This window comes from Peptacetobacter hominis (assembly GCF_006861675.1).
Classification (GTDB): Bacteria; Bacillota; Clostridia; order Peptostreptococcales; family Peptostreptococcaceae; genus Peptacetobacter; species Peptacetobacter hominis.
Map to the genome: position 1 here is coordinate 38,798 of NZ_SGJB01000005.1, position 18,890 is coordinate 57,687.

The following is an 18,890-nucleotide window of genomic DNA, read 5'->3' on the forward strand; positions in this document are numbered from 1 at the left end:
GTGATTTCATGAAAAGTATAATTATTGAGCTAAAAAAATATAAACATACTTATATCCTCGAAATTATGCCTTTTGTGGGTGTCTTAGGAGCTTTATACTCTTTTGCAAATTTTTTATTTCGTAAAGATTCGTTGCTTAGTCTTCCTCTTCATCCCATGGATATATTACTTACTCAATTGTATGGAGTAATTATGATGCTTAATATGTTTGGAATCATAATTATTACTACAGCGACATATAACTTAGAATTTCATAACCATGCTATAAAAAATTTTTATCTTCTTCCATTTAAAATATCTCATATTTTTAGAAATAAATTCTTTATATTACTGTTTTTTGTTGCAATATGTGCCCTTTTACAGGATATCTCTTTATATATTATAGGTTTTAAATATCTTCCTGCTAATACTTTTGAACCTTTTACACTTATTAATTATTCAATTTACTGTTTTTTCTCTACATTACCAGTATTTAGTTTTATGCTGATGATATCTTCTATATTAGAAAATATATGGCTCACATTAGGAGTAGGTGTTATTGGTTTTTTTAGCGGTATGACAATGTCTATCTCTAAATTTAATATTTTTCTTATTAATCCATTTGTACTTATGATAAGACCTTCTGTAGATTATTCTGCAGATATTAATATTTTAATTCTTATCATTTCTATAGTTGAAACATTCATTTTCTTTTTTAGTGGATACTTTCTTTCTATGAATAAAAAAATATAATCAAAAAGGAGGGATAAATATGTCTACTTTTAAATTACTAAGGGTTGAGTTCGTAAAAATTAAAAGATCTGCCATATTTATATTTCTTTTTATACCACCTATATTGGTTGTTGTTTCAGGTATATCTAGTATAGGTAACTATTTAACACAAGAATATACAAATGCTTGGACTGCAATGTTTATTCAAAGTGCCTTACTTTTTGGATATTACTTGCTACCTTTTTCAATAGTTATAATTTGTGTTTTACTTTTAAATATAGAAACTAAAAATAATGGAATGTTAAAAATGTTTTCTATTCCTATAAGTAGAACAAATTTATATTTATCAAAATTCATCGTAATATTAGTGTTGCTTTCATTAGAAATACTCATTTTTTTTATTTCTTTTATCATATTTGGATTTATGATGATTAATATAAAAAATATAAACGAAAATATATCCATTTCATATATGCTAATATGGTCTCTAAAATTATTTATAAGCATGCTTCCTGCTGTTAGTTGCATATGGATGATTGCTACTATATCAAAAAAAACAATAGTATCTATTGGATTAAACATTTTAATGATAATATCTAGTATATTCATCGCAAATACTCCTCTTTGGATAATATACCCGTATTGTTACAGTGGATATCTTGTCTCAAAAGCTCTGCATACTGTATCACCAAATCTAGTATATAATAATTTAACAATTATCCCTTTCATAGTTTTTGCAACGATTATTTTTTTAATAACACAATTTATATCTATTAAAGCTTTTAAAAAACAAATTTTATAAAAAATAATAAAAAGCATCTTTCAAAATGAAAGATGCTTTTCTCTATACAGTTTCACTCGAGTCCGTATTATCTTCTTGAGTATTCTTTTGAGGCATATTATCTGGTTTTGTCATACCATCAGGGCGTTGTTTCATTCCTGATCCACTTTCCCCATAAATATAATCGTCCATAGTTATATTCTCCTCATTTTCTCCGTATTTTAATGTATAACTGCTTCCTTTCTTTATATCAGGAGAGCTTATTATCACATTTGAAAATGACTTTTCAGAAGTGTATGAAACTATTTCATTTCCACTACTATCTGTAAGAACTATTTCTGTTTTAGAATTCTGATTTCCTGTATTTACCATTATAGTTCCCTGAGTTGCTTCACTGAAATTCTGTGACATTCCACCAGGTCCAACTGCCACCACGGTTCCTCCCGTTATTTTTCCTGTTCCATCATAATCTATAGCTGTATCAGCCTGATTTTTTTCACTACCTTCTATATATACAGTACCACCTGATATTTCAAGTGTTCCATTTGAATCTACTCCATCTCCATCAGCACTTATATTCGTATTTGATCCACTTATTTTTATATAACAATCTTCAGATGATTCAAAGCTTCCTGCTCCTGGTCTTCCATTAAGTCCACTCTGGTCACTTCCTCCAGCTGCGTTCATTCCATCATCAGATGACACTATATCTATATCTCCACCAGATATATCTATACTCTGACCTTCTATTCCCTCATAACTTTTTGAAATATTTATACTTCCTTCTGTTATCTTTGTATTTGAGTCAGCATGAACACCATCATCACCAGATAGAATTTTCATTTCTCCACCATTTATTACAACATCCGAATTTGAATGTACTGAATCATCAGATGAATCTATATTGAAACTTCCTCCATTTATGACAAGATTTGATGAAGCCTTTATTCCTTTCGCACTTTCTTCTGTATCACTTGTTTCTGTATCCGTATTTTCTGATGAGTTTGAAGTAGTACTGTCCTGAGATGGAATGTCTGGAGTTGTTTTTTCCGTTTCACTATTTTCATCTATTTTAGGTGGTTCTTTCATTTCAGAGTTTTGCATATCCTGTGGATTTCCACCTGGAGGTGTCATTCCTCCACCCCATTTTCCCCAGTTTTCATTTGTATTTCCATTTGAATCAGTACTTGCATTTACACTTCCACCGCCTGTATTCAAAGTGAAGTTTCCGTCATCTATCTGAACAGCATATTTTGAATCGATAGCATCATTGACAGATGTTATTTCAAATTCACCACCGCTTATATATACAAATCCTGACTTTTCCTCATCTTTATTTTCTGCATGTATTCCGTCCTGACTTGATTCTATTTCAAATTTTCCATCACATATTCTTACACTGTTTTTTCCATTAAGCGCATGACCTTCTGATACCACACTATAGTTTCCTCCTGTAAAGACAAGATCGTCCTTTGATACTATACCATGTCCCCGTTCTGATTCTATACTTAGTTTACCGCTTCCATTGAAGGTTATATCCTCTTTCGAAAATACAGCAGCATCTATATTTATATCGTCTTCAGCTTCAAAAGTACCAGAAGACGACAATATATTTTCAGAATCAGATGCAAGTGTTACAAATACTTTGTCCGCATTTTTTACAAGTATTGCCGAACTGTTTTTTCTTGTTATACTTGCATTATCAAGTACAATTCTTATTTTATCACTTTTATCTGCATCCACCACTATTCTTCCATTTTCGAGTTCTCCGCTGAAAACATATGTACCTTCTTTTGATATCTCGATATCACCATTTTCAGCTATTATACTTTCTCCATCTGATGTGGCACTATCTCTAGACAATTCTATTTTTGTACAGTTGCTTTCATCATATCCAGATTCCATATCATTATCGGTAAACATATCCGTAACAGAAATTCCACTCTCACTCAGATCCATTGATGAAGCCTCTGTTGTAGTGCTATTATCTTTATTACAACCTGCAAGTAAAACAATCACCGCTGCAGCTACTATATACGTTTTTATATACTTTCTGAATTTCATAATATTCCCCCTTTATAATTATAGTTCATAAACCATCGTATCCTGATTTGATACAGTTATTTCAAGATTTCCATTTCTGCATCTTATATTATCTATAAATTCTTTTTCGCATATATCCTTTTTAAATTCAATCTGATATGTCAATCTAAAAAGACTTCCCATATTTGTCGTCTTAACCTGTGCAAGTTTAACATCTCTTGTATATTTTTCGAATATATCTTTGAATACATCTGAATAATCTATGTTTTCAGGTATTGTTATATTTACAGTTTTAAAAACTTCTCTGTTTTTCCCGTTTCCAAATCCAATCTGTCTATATATAAGATCCACTGCACATACAATAACTGTAAACAAAACAGCGTATCCTATATATCCCATTCCAACAATAAGACCTGCACCCATTGCTATAAATATTGCCGCAATTTCCTTTGCTGTACCTGGTACTGATCTGAATCTTACAAGGTTGAACGCTCCTGCAACGGCTACCCCTGCTCCTATGTTTCCGTTTACCATCATTATGACAACGCATACAACCATAGGTAAAAGTGCCATTGTTACAACAAAACTTTGAGTATATCTGCTTTTGTACATATATGTATATGCCATCATTACTCCTATTAATATAGATGTTACCATGCATATCATAAACTGATTTACCGGTATCGTTGATACCATATTACTATCAAATATTCCATTAAATAATCCGCTCATTTTTATACCTCAACTTTCTTTCTACGATACTTTCATTTTTTCGTTTTTTTCACACATATCATAATATGCATTCTTGTATTTTGAAAATCTGCATTTATATATTTTCTCAAAACTTAAAAATTCAACAAGCCACATCGGCATTGCCCCTGTTGTTTTTACTTCCATTAATGTTTTGTTATCATCCAGTATTTTTCTCCCATATACATCACTGCATAAAGATAAATCAAAATCTCTCCACATAATATTTTTGTCAAATGTAATTCTTAAATCTCTGTCATCAATTCCATAAAAAGCTACTCTATCATAACTTATCATGACTGACGGCCTTAAATTTTCGTAATAGCTTTTAAAGTAATCTATCTCATCTGTAATCTGATTTTTTATTGGTGATACATTTCCATTACACAGATAATTCATAGCATCTTTTTCTTTCATAATGACTCTTCTTTTGTAGACAACTGATTTATATTTCTTTTTCAGTTCAACAAATACATCACTTTCAGAATTTGCTTTTGTATAGCTTCTTATTCTAAGTTTTTCTCTGTATGCTGGTTTTTCAAGCGTTTTTCTTATTATTCTGAAGCTGTCTGTATCAAAATAAATACTCCTTATTGTACTTTCGCCGTACTCGTCTTCTTTCATATATTTTTTCATTATCTCAAGAAGTTTGTTTCTCTGTTCATCGTTCATTATAAACTTCAGCTCATATCTTTTAAAAATTTTCTGTACTTCCATCTGTATTCCTCCTTCTTGAAACAGTATACACTCCGAACTCTAAATGAACTTTAAATTACTTTAAGTTAAGAATAATAAAAAAAGAGGCCTTCAGCCTCTCTTTTTATATATTTACTTTTATAGATATTGATTTTCCATCCTGACTTTCTGCTTTTATCTTACCTTTATGTGCAGATACTATAGCTTTTGCTATACTCAGACCTATTCCATACCCTCTGCAATCAGAATTTCTGGATTTATCTCCTCTGAAAAATCTTTCAAATATCTGATCTATACTTTCTTTGTCGATTTTATCTGATGTATTATAAACCACTATCTCTACTTTTCTTCTTCCATGAAGTTTTTTCAGAGACACCTCTATATATCCATTCTCATCTGCATATTTTACCGCATTATCCATAAGAATTGTAATAAGTTGTCTCAGATATTTTTCATCACCGATATATGTTATATCAGATGTTATATTTTTCTTTATTTCAAGATTTCGTTTTGACATTGCAGGTCTGAAAGATTCCACCTCTTTTTCTATCATTTCTGAAATAGAAAACTCTTTCATATTGAAATCTCTACATTCTTCCATTCTGGAAAGAGAAATAAGATCATTTGTAAGATTTGAAAGTCTGGTTACCTGATTTTTTATTCCATCTGTCCATTCACTCTCTCCATTTTCAATTTCTATTATATCAGTATTTGCATCTATTATTGTAAGAGGAGTTTTTATCTCATGCCCGGCATTTGTTATGAATTCTTTCTGTTTCCTATAACTTTCTTCTACCGGTTTAAATACTCTTTTTGAAATTATCAGTATCAGAACAAATACAGCTGTCATACCGATAAGAGACACAAATATTCCATTCATCATAAAGCTTATAAGAGAATCCAAATCTCTTCTACAGTCAAGAAATACTATATTTTTTGTATCCCCATTATCAATACACAGAAATCTATAATTTCCATAAAATCCTTTTTCCTTTTTCATTGAATATACTTCCTGTGCATATTTTACTGCTGTTGTAGAATCTATTGCTACAACCATTCCGGTGTTTACATCAGATATTTCACCAGTGTTTTTGATATCTACAGAAAAGTATCTAGATTCGTATGGTGTCTCTGGAGACATGTTTCCAATATTTTTTCTTGGCAACTCATCTGGAGGGTTATCGTCTGAAAGCTTTACTTTCGGCATTATACCACCATTATTATATATTATCTGTATCAGGCTATCTGCATTTTCCGATATTCTATTATAGTTCAGCACACATATGGCAGATAAAATCATCGTCAAAACAAGAAAAATCGAAACCATAGATGCAAGTATGAATTTTTTTCTAAGCGATTCTATCATTTATTTTTCCCCATTTCTTCAAGCATATATCCCTGGTTTCTGCTTGCCTTTATATTTATATCTGCTTTTAGTGTCTGAAGTTTTTTTCTTAAATACGATATATACACCCATACAACGCTTATATCTGTATCGGAATCGTATCCCCATATTTTTTCCATAAACACTTCTGTTGGGATAGGTTGTTTTCTCGAATTCATAAGCATTTCCATCATCTGAAATTCCTTATTTGCAAGTCTTATCTTCTCATTCTCTGAATACATTTCATATGATGCTGTATCGAGTTTTATATTACCGAACTCCAGGACTGATGATACGGCATTTTCAGATAAATTTCTTGTCATAGCTCTGATTCTGGCTAAAAGTTCTTTTGTCTGAAATGGTTTTGTAAGATAATCATTTGCTCCACTATCAAGACCCTCTACTTTATCATCAACCTCAGATTTTGCTGTAAGCATTATTACAGGTATTTTTATACCATCTTTTCTTATCCTTTTTAACACCTCTATTCCGTCCATTTTGGGCATCATTATATCGAGTATAGCGGCATCATAGTTTCCATTTTCTATATAATACAACGCATCTTCCCCATTATAAACAGTATCTACTGTATAATTGCTGTGCTCTAATATTCTTTTGAGTGCTTTTGCCAACTCTTTTTCATCTTCTGCAACAATAAGTTTCATAAAATACCCCCCTGCTTGTTTATATTTTATAATACATCTTATGTCAAAGAAAAATCAATAAAAATTTATAATATAAAAAGAGCCCTCACTTATATCTCTAAAAGATACTATGTGAAAGCTACTTTTTGATTATTTCATATATTCTATTCGATATGACAATTCATTATAAAGTATTAATTTCTTCAAGTAATTCAATAACCTTGTCCAGACTTTCAAGCTTAGCCATAAGCTTTTCTTCAAGCTCTATTGGAGCATCTTTTAAAAGATCCGGTATCATTACTACATTCATTCCTGCACCGAGTGCTGCCCTTATTCCATTTGGCGCATCCTCTAATGCTATTGCCTTTGAGGGATCTATACCTAGTTCTCTGCATGCAATCTGATATATCTGCGGATGAGGTTTAGAAAATTCAACCATACTTCCGCATATTATATAGTCAAAATAATCCTTTACTTTAGTTTCTGTAAGTTTTGACATTGCAAACTGCTCTGTAGATGATGTTGCAACAGCCATAGGAACTTCTTCTTTCTTTAGATATTCAAGAAGTTCAAATAATCCCTTTTTTACCGGCGTTCCATTTTCCTCTAAGTATCCAAGAGAATGTGCTCTGTACATATCTGTGAACTTTTCAAAATCAAAATCATTACCATATTTATTCAGAAAATACTCTTTTCTGGCATTAAAGTTCATTCCTAATGTATTGTATATATTATCTCCAAAATTTTCATATCCAAGTTCTTTTCCTGCAAGATCCCATGAATGTTTAACCACCCACTCAGTGTTAAACATCAGACCATCCATATCAAAAACTATACCCGATATTTTTTCATTTAACTTCATTTATTAAACCATACCTTTCATATCTTCATTTTTATGAAGCTCTTTTTTATTTATTATATCTCTGTTCAATTTTGCTGATTTGCAGAAAAGTACAAAACCTATTACAAATATAACAGCTATTATTCCAACCCCTGCATTTGCTATACCTGTTATCTGAGCAACTATACCAACAAGAGTTGTTCCTATAAAAGAAGCTCCTTTTCCACATATATCATATATTCCAAAATATTCTCCTGATTTATTTGGAGGTATTATTTTTGCAAAGTATGAACGTGAGAGAGCCTGTATTGCTCCCTGAAAAACTCCTACAAGTACTGCAAGAAGCCAGAATTCCCATTGTTTATCAAGTTGTATCGCAAAAACCGCAATTCCTGTATAGGCGATTATACATGCTTTTATAAGAGAATCTGTCTTGTATTTTTTAGAAAGCACAGAAAAACCTATCGCACACGGAAAGGCTACTATCTGAGTAAGTAAAAGCGCAAGTAAAAGTCCCTGAGAATCAAGCCCCAGTGCACTACCATATGCAGTTGCCATTTCTATGATAGTATATACCCCATCTATAAAAAAGAAAAATGATAAAAGATACATAAAAATATGTTTCTGGTTTTTTATATCTTTTATAGTTTCCGCTATTCTTACAAAACTATCCTTTATTATATGCTCCTGATTCTCAACATAGTTTGTTTGTTTATAATTTTTCAAAAGAGGTATTGTTACTATCATCCACCAGGCTGCATTTAATACAAATGCTATAGTCATGGCCATATTCATACTTATTCCTATTTTTTCATACATAAGTACAAATACAAGAGATATAACAAATGGTATACAACTTCCTATATATCCCCATGCATAACCGTGAGATGATACCATGTCCATCCTTTCTGATGTAGTTACATCGGTAAGCATAGAATCGTAGAATATAAGACTTGTGCTGTATCCTACTTTGGCTATTACAAATACAGCAAGAAATACTATCCACGATGTAGGTACAGATAATGCTGCACATCCAATTACTCCCATCATCATCGCCGCTGTAAACAGTATTTTCTTCAGATTTTTGGTATCTGCCATTGTTCCAAGGACAGGTCCGATTATCGCAACTATTATGGTAGATACTGACGCGGCATATCCCCAGTATGCAAGATAGTTTACCTCTGATATTCCAGCACTGTCCGCAAGGTAATTAAAATATATCGGCATTATTGTCGATGTCAAAAGAATAAAAGCTGAATTTCCAACATCATACAAAATCCAGTCTTTTTCAAGTTTTGTCAATTTGTCTTTCATATTTCTCCCCTATTCAAAATTTCTGTCAAATCTTTTATTAAGTTCTTCTCCATTTTTAAGAGTATCATCAAAACTCTTTATCATTTCAGCTGCAATGTCAACTGAATTTTCAAATCTTTTATAAAGACCAGTATTGCTTTTTTCACATATCGGATTATCCTTTATCTGATGCATAATCCATTTATATTCCTCTTTACCCGCAAGCTTTAAAATCGTGTTTCTTACCCACTGGCCAAATCTGCTCTTTGAGTATAGAGCTCCTTTTACCATTTTCATATCTTTTAATGACTGTCTAACTACATCCTTATCTATTATATCATCATAAAAAGGCTCAATTGAAACAACTGTCTTTTCATCCTGAGATATCAGGTTTTTCAGAGGGTATCCAATAGGATCCTCACCATCTTTTTTGAGAAGCATTTTTTCAAATTCTTCTTCTATTTCAAGATGATCAACTCCAAGCTCTTTTATCATCTCATCTACGTATCCATGACATTCACTGTCTAATATGTAGTGGCATATAAAACCCATAATATACGCATATTCATTTTCTGCATATTCATTTTTCCTAAGTACATTTACTGCATTCTCAAAAAAGTCATATGCAGATATACTGTGAAGATGATTTCCATATTTAGCTACATCGTTGCTTTTAAGAGGTTTATAAAAAAAGAATATATCTGGTCCCTGAAGGCCTATTCTGTACTGTTCATAGTTTTCTGATACTATTCTCTTTAAATTTCCATCCAGTTTCTTATATACTTTTTTCCCAAATCTATCGTGAGCATATATTGCTGGCATAATATCACCTGCCTGTTCAAAAATTAATCAGCCTATTAAATTATATCATATGAACAGTTCTATTTTGTAAAGAAAATATTAATCATTCTTAAGAATTGATTTCAACATGAAAAAGAGCCTATGTATTATTATACGTAAGGCTCTTTTTCAGATTAGAGTGATTCTTTATTTATTTTAATTTTACTGCTTTGCTTTTTATAGTTCATCAGCACTCTGATGATTCATTTTCAGGAACATAAGGAATGCAAGCATTGCTATTATTCCAAATCCAAGTGATATCACAGCTGATTTTGTAAATCCTGCAACAAGATATGTTACAAATGATATTGCTGCTGCAGACATTGCATAAGGAAGCTGAGTAGATACATGGTTCACATGGTCACTCTGAGAACCTGCAGATGCCATTATAGTAGTATCTGATATAGGAGAACAATGGTCTCCACATACAGCTCCTGCCATACATGCTGATATAGATATTATCATCATAGTATGATCATTAGAGAATACTCCAACAACTATAGGTATAAGTATTCCAAATGTTCCCCATGAAGTTCCTGTTGCAAATGCAAGGAAACATCCAACAACAAATATTATAGCTGGAAGGAAATTGCTAAGTCCCTGAGCATAAGTTTTCATTATTCCCTCAACGAATACCGCTGCTCCAAGACTGTCTGTCATAGCTTTAAGAGCCCATGCAAAAGTAAGTATCATTATTGCAGGAACCATAGATTTGAAACCTTCTGGTATACATTCCATGCATTTTTTGAAACTAAGAACTCTTCTAAATACATATAAAAGTATTGTAACAACTAATGCAAAGAAACTTCCTAGTGAAAGTCCAAGTGAAGCATCTGCATTTGAAAAAGATGATGCAAAACTTTCACCACTGAAAAATCCACCTGTGTATATCATTCCTATAACACAGAAAACTATAAGTGAAAATATAGGTATAAGAAGATCTATTACATGTCCGTCTGTATTTTCTTTTTCTTCATCTGTATATGCATAAGGCATTGCACCTGTAGTAAATAAATCTCCATTTTTAACAGCATTTATTTCATGCTCTTTCATAGGACCATAATCCACTTTGAACATAACAAGTCCAAGCATCATCAGTATTGTAAGAAGTGCATAGAAGTTATATGGTATAGCCTGTATAAATACTGATAGACCATCTTCTCCCGGAACAAATCCTGTAACAGCAGCTGCCCATGAAGATATCGGTGCTATTATACATACCGGAGCAGCTGTTGCATCTATAAGATATGCAAGTTTAGCTCTTGATACGTTATGTCTGTCTGTTATAGGTCTCATAACACTACCTACTGTAAGGCAGTTGAAATAGTCATCTATAAATATAAGGCATCCTAAAAGAATAGTTGTAAGCTGTGCTCCTACTCTTGTTTTTATATGTTTTCCAGCCCAAACTCCAAATGCTGCTGATCCTCCTGCTCTGTTCATAAGGCTTACCATAGCACCAAGTATTACAAGGAATATAAGTATACCTACGTTGTAAGAATCAGAAAGTACTGATATTATACCGTCACTGAATACATGTGTTATTGCAAGCTCAAAGTTTCCACCTGCATAGAATACTCCACCTACGATTATTCCTATAAGAAGTGAACTATAAACCTCTTTTGTTATAAGTGCAAGAACTATAGCTACAACTGGTGGTACAAGTGCCCAGAATGTAGCATATACAGCCGGAGTATATTCAGCTGCATCTCCTTCAGCAAATACAGTTGCCGTAGTCATTATCAAAATGGCAATAAGCAGTGTCGCCACGCTTAGAAAATTTCTTCTGTTTCTCATTTTTTTCATCCTCTCTTTATACAATAAAAAAGCCACAAATGATATGTCACATTTCGAACACAGCATTTATGGCTTATAATTCCCTATCAATAATTCAATTAATATAATATATATATAATACCAGATAGCTCTCCACTCATGTGACAGTCTATCGCATATTCTGCGGTAGCCCAGAAACAGATCTGAAGCATTCTCTGTTTCTTCGGCGATAGTTCCTTTCTACAAAGACGGCTGCCCTGCCCTGAATCCATGTATACTGATAAATATCGCGCCTCTATCATTAGTTTCTTAATTTAGTTTTAACTAGACTTTAACATTATTTCAGACTTATGTCAAGTATATTTTTTCAACCATGCCTTTAAGTTCTTCTACATTTTCCTTTGAAGGTGGTTTTGTTCCTATTGTAGCTATTGCCCCTGCAGACATAGCCATAGAAAGTTCTGCTATCTTTTCCAACCCTAATTTTTTTTCATATCCATATACAAGTCCTGCAAGCATCGCATCACCTGCTCCAACTGTAGAGTGTTTTTTTATTTTTAGACCAGGACATTTTATTACACCACTTTTATCTGCAAAATAAGCACCTTTTTCACCACATGACAACGCTATAATATCTATTCCTGATTCTATAAGCTCTTTCATTGTATTTGATATAAATTTATCATCAGCTTTTTCTTCAGATATATTTTTCATTCTGCAAATATCTTTAAGTTTAAATTTTAACACTTCTGGTTTTTCGGATATTATATCCATAGGATTTTCTGAGTCTATACCAACAACAGTTCTAACATCTCTTGAATGTGCCAGCGATATTATTTTTCTGTATATATCCTGGTCTGAGCAGTTTTTTGAATTACCGGAAAGTACAAAAATTCCACCGGATACAGCATACCCTTCAAGTTTGAACATCAGCTCTTTTATCCGCTCTTCTGATATATCAGGTCCCTTTTCATTTAATTCTGTTATTTCGCCATTTTCTTCTATTATTTTTGTATTTGTTCTAGTCTCTCCGTACACTGGTATAAAGTCGTTTTTTATCCCCGATTTATCAAGCATTTTTTTCAGATATACTCCGGAATCACCTGCAATAAATCCTACTGTTATAGGTTCTTTGCCCATCATTTTTAGATTTTTTGCAGTATTTATACCTTTGCCACCCGCATCAGTCTCAGAGTTTATTATGTTATTCACTCCTCTGTGCTTGTAGTTTTCAACATCAAGAGTATTATCTATTGATGGATTCAAAGATAGCGTTATAATCATCCTCTTGCCTCCCTTTTCTTATGATTCCATATCATTAGTATAACATAATAATATGAAAAATGCTCCCGAATATATCGAGAGCATTTCCAAGGTATTCTTTAAGGATTTATTTGTACATTGTGTGGGTGGCTAATTATAATAATTTATTTTAATAAAAGGTTAATGGTTAGTTGATATGATTAATAGGGTTTTTAGGCTAATTCTTATATCCCACGCAATGAGTTAAACAATTACATAGATTCAGCTATTATTTTGCCAAATTCTTTGAGTTCATCAATATCTGATCCTGAAGGAGCTTCATTGCATATAATGCCTTTTTCTCCTACAAGCTCAGAACCTGCAGCTTTCATTCTTTCTTCCCATGACTCCATCCATTCTCCTGATCCCCATCCATAAGATCCGAATAAAGCCACTTTCTTACCTGATAATGATTTTTCTATATCTGCTACAAATGGTTCCATCTCTGATTCTTCAAGTTCCTCATTTCCCATTGAAGGGCATCCCAGAACGATTAAATCCTCTTTTAATATTTCATCTATATTTGCGTTGGAAACATTGATAAGAGAAACTTCCTTTCCGGCTTCTTTTATTCCGTCAGCTATGATTGACGCCATTTGTTCTGTATTTCCTGTTCCACTCCAATAAACTATTTTTACTTCATTCATTGTAATATCCTCCTGTCTACAATACTTTCATCTTAGAAACCAAATACTGTATCTATATTTTTAAATTCAGAACTTATTTGATACAGTTTCTTCCCGTTTGCAATTTGTTTTATAAAATATCTTTTTATTTCCTTATACATTGCAAACGTTTTTATTTTTTCCTCAGCGTTTTTGTATACTTTCCAATACCCCGAATATATAAAGTTCTGTCCATTGTTTTCTATAAATCCAACAACATCCTCTATAGGATATCCCAAAAGTATTCCTATTTCGTGTGGAAATTCTGATTTTCTATTTCTGAAAGAAGTATATCTATCTGATAATCGAACAAGTATATTATCTATATCTGTATCGATATATCCATATTTTTTGATAAAATCTATATTTCCTGTATCGTTTATAAGATTTTCAATAGAGAATCTATTGTATATAATCGACACACTTTCCTTCTCACCTTCATATAGTTTTGTATGTTCAAGTCCTGTATTCTTCAGTTCCTCTGATATACACCCGGAACATTCGTTACTATATATAAGTAAATTTGAAGGTTTAATCCCTGAAAGAACCAGGGAACACTGTAGTGCTATATTTCCTTTTATACTGCATCTCAAACAAGATATATCCATTTTTTATGTCCTCCTACTCTTCAGGTTTTGATTTTAATTATCAATTTCATCTATATATAGAATACTACATTATTTTTAATTAATCAAGACTTTTATTTGATAATTTATATCATTTATTTGAGGTTTTATGACAATAAAAAAACTGCCGATTATAAATCGGCAGCAATATATTATATTATTTCAATTTTATCTTTTATATTTATTATTCCTTCTTTTATTACTTTTGCAAATATCCCTTCTGTCGGCATTATACATTGACCAGTTTCTTTCTTTATACTACATCCATTATGACATTTTTTACCTATCTGTGTTATTTCAAGTACACAATTTCCTATTTTTAATAGAGTTCCAGGATCAAGCTTATAAAGTTCGATTCCCCTTGTAGTTATATTTTCTGCAAAATCACCATAGGAAAATTTTCTCCCTGAAATATTTTCCATCTTTTCTATACTTTCTATCCCAAGAAGACTTACCTGCCTATGCCAGTTTCCAGCATGGGCATCACCTTTTATACCATAATCTTTTATACACTCTACTGATTTTACAGGCGTTTTAACAGTTCCTTTCTCAGAGCTCAAATTTACAGATTCAACATACATTTCCTCTTCTAAGGTATCTGTTTTAAAATCTCCGGATTTTCCCCCTGTTTTTTCCATCAGGTGTATATCTGTTATCCTTATTTTCTTATCTGCAGATTTACACATGTCATATATAGTAAGTGCTGCCATAGTGCAGGAATTTAAGGCTTCCATTTCAACACCGGTTTTAGCAAATGTACTACATGTTGATTTTATTTTTATAGAACATTCTTTTTCATCTATATCGAATTTCAAGTCACATCCGCTTAAACTTATATGATGACACATCGGTATATTAAAAGATGTATTCTTCGCCCCCATTATCCCTGCAACCTGTGCAACGGCAATAACGTCACCTTTTTTTTCACTTCCATTTTTTACAAGATTCATGGCATCGCGGCTCATTTTTACAGTAGCACATGCAATAGCAGTTCTCTTTGTTATGTCTTTTTCTCCTACGTCTACCATTTTTGCATATCCATGGCTATTTATATGTGTAAGCATTATTATCCTCCTATCTGGTACATATCTCTTGAAGAGTCGCTGCTCTTTCTTTTCACAAGATTATGCCGTCTTGGTTTTACCCAGATATATTCTTTTATACTTTCATTGAATAGATACTGTTTATGTAAAAGAGGTTTTAAATCTATTTCATTTTTTGAATGCAGGCATAATTTCAGCATACCATCTGCAGTTATCCTTACTCTATTACATCTATCACAGAAAGAACAACTTAAAGGAGTTATTACACCTACTCTTCCCTTAGATCCAGGTAGGACATAATAATCTGCTATGCTCCCATGTTGTCTTTCTTTTACTTTTCTTATTTCCGGAAGTGATTCTATTACATTTCTTATATCAAGATAACCCCTTTGATATATCTGTTTAGCCTCTCCTATAGGCATCAGTTCAATAAATCTCACATCAACGTATGCTCTTCTGGATATTTCAATAAAGTCAACTATTTCATTATCATTAAAATCCTTTATTGCAACACAGTTTATTTTCACTTTAAGCCCTATAGCACTGCATGCATTTATCGCATTTATTACTTCATTCAAATTACCATTTCTCGTTACAGCTCTGTATTTATACTGTTTAAGAGAGTCCATACTTATATTTACTGCAGTAAGTCCGCACTCTTTCAAAGTCTTTATCTTATCTACAAGTCCTATTCCATTTGTTGTAATTGCTATATCCTTTACTCCACATTCTCTTGTAAATTTTATAATCTCAGGAAGCTGAGGATACAACAACGGCTCTCCTCCTGTAAATCTTATTTTCTTTATTCCATTATCAGCAAATCCTTTTATAAGGAATTTAAAGTCCTCAGGCTTCATCACATCATTTACATATCCCGGCCTAAATCTTTTTTCAGCCGGCATACAGTAAACACATCTCAAATTACATTTATCAGTAAGAGATATTCTCAGATAATCTATTACTCTTCCATATCTATCTATCATTTTTGATACACTTTCCACAATCCGATACATTTCCTTTTATTGTATCAATTGCATGCGGTATTATGTCGATTATAGATTCAATATTCTCTAAAGCTCCCTTTGGACTTCCCGGAAGATTAATTATAAGGCTTTCTTTTCTTATTCCACATATTCCTCTGCTGAGAACTGCTCTTTTCGTTATTGCAGATGACTTCATCCTCATGTATTCTGATATCCCCGGAACCTCTCTGTCAATAATAGATAATGTGGTTTCAGGAGTAATATCCCTTTTTGAAAGACCTGTTCCTCCATTTGTAACTATGAAATCATATTTTTTATTATCACACATATCTATAAGTATATCTCTAAGTTTTTCGCATTCATCCGGAATCAAAACTTCCTCTTTTACGCTATAATCTTTGTTATTTTCTATAAATCTTTTGAGTTCAGGACCTGTAAGATCTTCTCTCTCTCCTCTATATGCCCTGTCGCTCAACGTTATTATGGCAGTGTTTATCATATTTCTACCTCCCGTCAAGTTTCCTGTATTCTTCAGGGTAATTTATGTTTTTCACATACGTTTTGTTGGTTTCTTCAAATAAAATATATTTATTATTTTTTATAAAATCAACCAGACTCAATTTATTTTCCATTATACATCTATTAATTTCATCTTTATATATTTTTCTATATCCAGAACACAACGGCTGAATTCTTTTATCTGAAAATAAAATTACATTATATTTTTCATCACATTCATCGAGTCTGCCGGCTATATTTTCAGTTAGGTTCCTACTGATAAACGGCATATCGCATGCAATCACAACTATATCGTATTTTGCAGATTTCATTGCTGTATATATTCCCGATATGGGACCTTTTTCAGGATATATATCCTCAATAATTTTTATTCTTTCTTTCTCTTTTGATACTATTTCCAGATAATCATGTCTCTCAATTCTGTCAGTGGCAAGTATAATCTCTTCAAATCTTTCAAATGCATCTATTGCATACGAGATAAACATCTTATTTTTTATAATAAGACTCCCTTTATCAATTCCCATTCTTCTACTTTTTCCACCGCACAAAATTACACCCGTCTTTTTTATAAAATCCATTAATCAAATATATCCTCTAATCTCTCTGTAAACTTGGCAAAAAGTTCTGCTCTTCCTGCTTCATACTCTATACAGTTTTCATAATTTTCCACTGTAAAATACATGACATCAGATGTTATCACGGCAATTTTTTCCAGATTCTGTTTATAAAGGATTTCAACACCATTTATATCTTCAAAAAGATTTGCAACTTCTGTATATATTTCATGAATTATAGAGTTTCCATCCTCTTCACCAAATTTTTCAATTATACTTTCTCTCATTTTTCTATCAAGAACAGTTTCTTTTATATAGTAAACAAAATTCTCAAAATCTTTTCTGTTCTTATATGGCTCTATTTCAAATAATATCCTGAAGAACAGATTCCATGGAAATTCTGTATTAAGTCTCTCTCTGAAAAGTCCACCTATTCTCTTTGAAAACTCATCTTTAAATTCAGGCTCTGTTTCAAATTCTATTTCATTATTAAAATCGATATCCTTTGAAACTATTTCTGTAAGTCTGCTGAATTCTCTAAGTACAAACTGACCTATTTTATCGTCAGATTCTATCTTGTTAAGTGAATAATTTATTATTGTTTCACATGCTTTTTTAAAATCTACAATAAATCCGATATTATCGAGCATTTTCTGAGAAAATATGTCATATACAAATTTTGCAAATAATTTTTCTATTTCTTTTCTACTTGTATATTCATTAAATCCTCTCTGAGCATGGAATGTTTTATACAGGCTTAAAAGCTGCTGGTCTATCATAGTAAGATTCTGTTTTATTGTCACCATAAGATTTTTTATAAATCCATCGGCAAGTAGATAAGTATTGTTTTTATATATTATTTTATGCTCTATTTCTCCCCAGAACACATTTACAAGTGATTTTATCTGAAGTTCAAAATTTATATTTCTATTGAGTATTTTGTATATTCCGTCTATTTTATAGATTTCAAATCCATTTTTCTGTTTGCTTGGCTGTCTCTCAGATAGCTTAAGCTGTATATTTTTATTTTCTTTGTTATAATAATATACTTTATCGTCCGTTCTATTAAAGTATCTTCTTAAAAGCCTATATATTTTGTTCTCTTCTTCTATAAATTTACACTCTATTCTAAGTCCTATAAGATCCGGAAGAAATTCCATCATCTCGTCTGCTGTATCAAACTTTATCAGATATCTGTTTCTTATTATTTTTTCTCTAAGGCTTGATTCTGATTTTACCCTGGAAGATATACTTATATATTCCTGTTCTTTCTCTTTAAGAATTTTTTCAAGGTATTCTTCTATATCATCAGATATATCCGCAAGCATTGGAGACATTTCTGCAAGTATATCAACTGATTTATCTATAAATTCAAACTCTTTTAAACTCATTTTTATTTTCCTTTCAGTACTGCACATAGCGTTATAATTATATTCTACC

Annotated in this window: 19 protein-coding genes, 1 pseudogene and 1 riboswitch; of the genes and pseudogenes, 2 read left to right on the forward strand and 18 right to left on the reverse strand. The window is 31.8% G+C overall.

The window, feature by feature from the left end:
• Positions 1–8: 8 nt before the first annotated feature.
• Both EXD82_RS03670 and EXD82_RS03675 read left to right on the forward strand, forming a co-directional pair.
• Positions 9–731, forward strand: coding sequence for an ABC transporter permease (locus tag EXD82_RS03670; protein ID WP_142535558.1), 723 nt, complete (start codon positions 9–11; stop codon positions 729–731).
• A 19-nt stretch (positions 732–750) separates the two neighbouring features.
• Entirely contained in the window at positions 751–1,512 is a 762-nt protein-coding gene (locus EXD82_RS03675) for an ABC transporter permease (protein WP_142535559.1), read from the forward strand.
• A 42-nt stretch (positions 1,513–1,554) separates the two neighbouring features.
• Here the strand turns inward: EXD82_RS03675 and EXD82_RS03680 are convergent, their stop codons facing one another.
• The 18 genes and pseudogenes from EXD82_RS03680 to EXD82_RS03760 form a co-directional block, all read right to left on the reverse strand.
• Positions 1,555–3,555 (reverse strand): carbohydrate-binding domain-containing protein, encoded by a 2,001-nt coding sequence (locus EXD82_RS03680; RefSeq protein WP_142535560.1) that lies wholly within the window; start codon positions 3,553–3,555, stop codon positions 1,555–1,557.
• 18 nt (positions 3,556–3,573) lie between these two features.
• Complete coding sequence (locus tag EXD82_RS03685; RefSeq protein WP_142535561.1) at positions 3,574–4,266, reverse strand: DUF4956 domain-containing protein; 693 nt, start codon at positions 4,264–4,266, stop codon at positions 3,574–3,576.
• 21 nt (positions 4,267–4,287) lie between these two features.
• The gene (locus tag EXD82_RS03690; protein ID WP_142535562.1) at positions 4,288–5,001 is read right to left on the reverse strand and encodes a polyphosphate polymerase domain-containing protein; all 714 of its coding nucleotides are present in this window, start codon (positions 4,999–5,001) and stop codon (positions 4,288–4,290) included.
• A 103-nt stretch (positions 5,002–5,104) separates the two neighbouring features.
• A complete protein-coding gene (locus EXD82_RS03695; RefSeq protein WP_142535563.1) occupies positions 5,105–6,346 on the reverse strand; it encodes a sensor histidine kinase in 1,242 nt (413 codons plus the stop codon).
• Positions 6,343–7,029 carry a response regulator transcription factor gene (locus tag EXD82_RS03700; protein WP_142535564.1) on the reverse strand — a complete coding sequence of 229 codons (687 nt, stop codon included), beginning with the start codon at positions 7,027–7,029 and terminating at the stop codon, positions 6,343–6,345. The genes EXD82_RS03695 and EXD82_RS03700 overlap by 4 nt, the downstream gene beginning before the upstream one ends.
• A 163-nt stretch (positions 7,030–7,192) precedes the next feature.
• A complete protein-coding gene (locus EXD82_RS03705; protein WP_142535565.1) occupies positions 7,193–7,870 on the reverse strand; it encodes an HAD family hydrolase in 678 nt (225 codons plus the stop codon).
• 3 nt (positions 7,871–7,873) lie between these two features.
• Positions 7,874–9,163, reverse strand: a complete 1,290-nt coding sequence (locus EXD82_RS03710) for an MFS transporter (RefSeq protein ID WP_142535566.1) — start codon at positions 9,161–9,163, stop codon at positions 7,874–7,876.
• Positions 9,164–9,172: 9 nt separating this feature from the next.
• Positions 9,173–9,964 carry a zinc dependent phospholipase C family protein gene (locus EXD82_RS03715; protein WP_142535567.1) on the reverse strand — a complete coding sequence of 264 codons (792 nt, stop codon included), beginning with the start codon at positions 9,962–9,964 and terminating at the stop codon, positions 9,173–9,175.
• A gap of 195 nt (positions 9,965–10,159) precedes the next feature.
• A complete protein-coding gene (locus EXD82_RS03720; RefSeq protein ID WP_142535568.1) occupies positions 10,160–11,779 on the reverse strand; it encodes a Na+/H+ antiporter NhaC family protein in 1,620 nt (539 codons plus the stop codon).
• A gap of 117 nt (positions 11,780–11,896) precedes the next feature.
• Positions 11,897–12,064: riboswitch (Lysine riboswitch) on the reverse strand.
• A 42-nt stretch (positions 12,065–12,106) separates the two neighbouring features.
• Positions 12,107–13,042, reverse strand: a complete 936-nt coding sequence (locus EXD82_RS03725) for a 1-phosphofructokinase family hexose kinase (protein WP_142535569.1) — start codon at positions 13,040–13,042, stop codon at positions 12,107–12,109.
• A gap of 230 nt (positions 13,043–13,272) precedes the next feature.
• Positions 13,273–13,707 carry a flavodoxin gene (locus tag EXD82_RS03730; protein WP_142535570.1) on the reverse strand — a complete coding sequence of 145 codons (435 nt, stop codon included), beginning with the start codon at positions 13,705–13,707 and terminating at the stop codon, positions 13,273–13,275.
• Between the two features lie 32 nt (positions 13,708–13,739).
• A complete protein-coding gene (locus EXD82_RS03735) occupies positions 13,740–14,333 on the reverse strand; it encodes a DUF3793 family protein (protein ID WP_142535571.1) in 594 nt (197 codons plus the stop codon).
• 170 nt (positions 14,334–14,503) lie between these two features.
• Complete coding sequence (locus EXD82_RS10555; protein WP_206668147.1) at positions 14,504–14,932, reverse strand: MOSC domain-containing protein; 429 nt, start codon at positions 14,930–14,932, stop codon at positions 14,504–14,506.
• A 21-nt stretch (positions 14,933–14,953) separates the two neighbouring features.
• Positions 14,954–15,415 (reverse strand): annotated as a pseudogene (gene moaC, locus EXD82_RS10560) (cyclic pyranopterin monophosphate synthase MoaC); the annotation flags it as partial.
• A gap of 2 nt (positions 15,416–15,417) precedes the next feature.
• A complete protein-coding gene (moaA, locus tag EXD82_RS03745; RefSeq protein WP_246082004.1) occupies positions 15,418–16,395 on the reverse strand; it encodes a GTP 3',8-cyclase MoaA in 978 nt (325 codons plus the stop codon).
• The gene (locus EXD82_RS03750) at positions 16,367–16,876 is read right to left on the reverse strand and encodes a MogA/MoaB family molybdenum cofactor biosynthesis protein (protein ID WP_142535573.1); all 510 of its coding nucleotides are present in this window, start codon (positions 16,874–16,876) and stop codon (positions 16,367–16,369) included. Before EXD82_RS03750 ends, moaA begins: the two co-directional genes overlap by 29 nt.
• Positions 16,877–16,880: 4 nt before the next feature.
• The gene (locus EXD82_RS03755; protein WP_142535574.1) at positions 16,881–17,474 is read right to left on the reverse strand and encodes a molybdenum cofactor guanylyltransferase; all 594 of its coding nucleotides are present in this window, start codon (positions 17,472–17,474) and stop codon (positions 16,881–16,883) included.
• On the reverse strand, positions 17,474–18,841 hold the full coding sequence (locus tag EXD82_RS03760; RefSeq protein ID WP_142535575.1) for a GTP pyrophosphokinase: 1,368 nt from the start codon (positions 18,839–18,841) through the stop codon (positions 17,474–17,476). The genes EXD82_RS03755 and EXD82_RS03760 overlap by 1 nt, the downstream gene beginning before the upstream one ends.
• Positions 18,842–18,890: the final 49 nt, after the last annotated feature.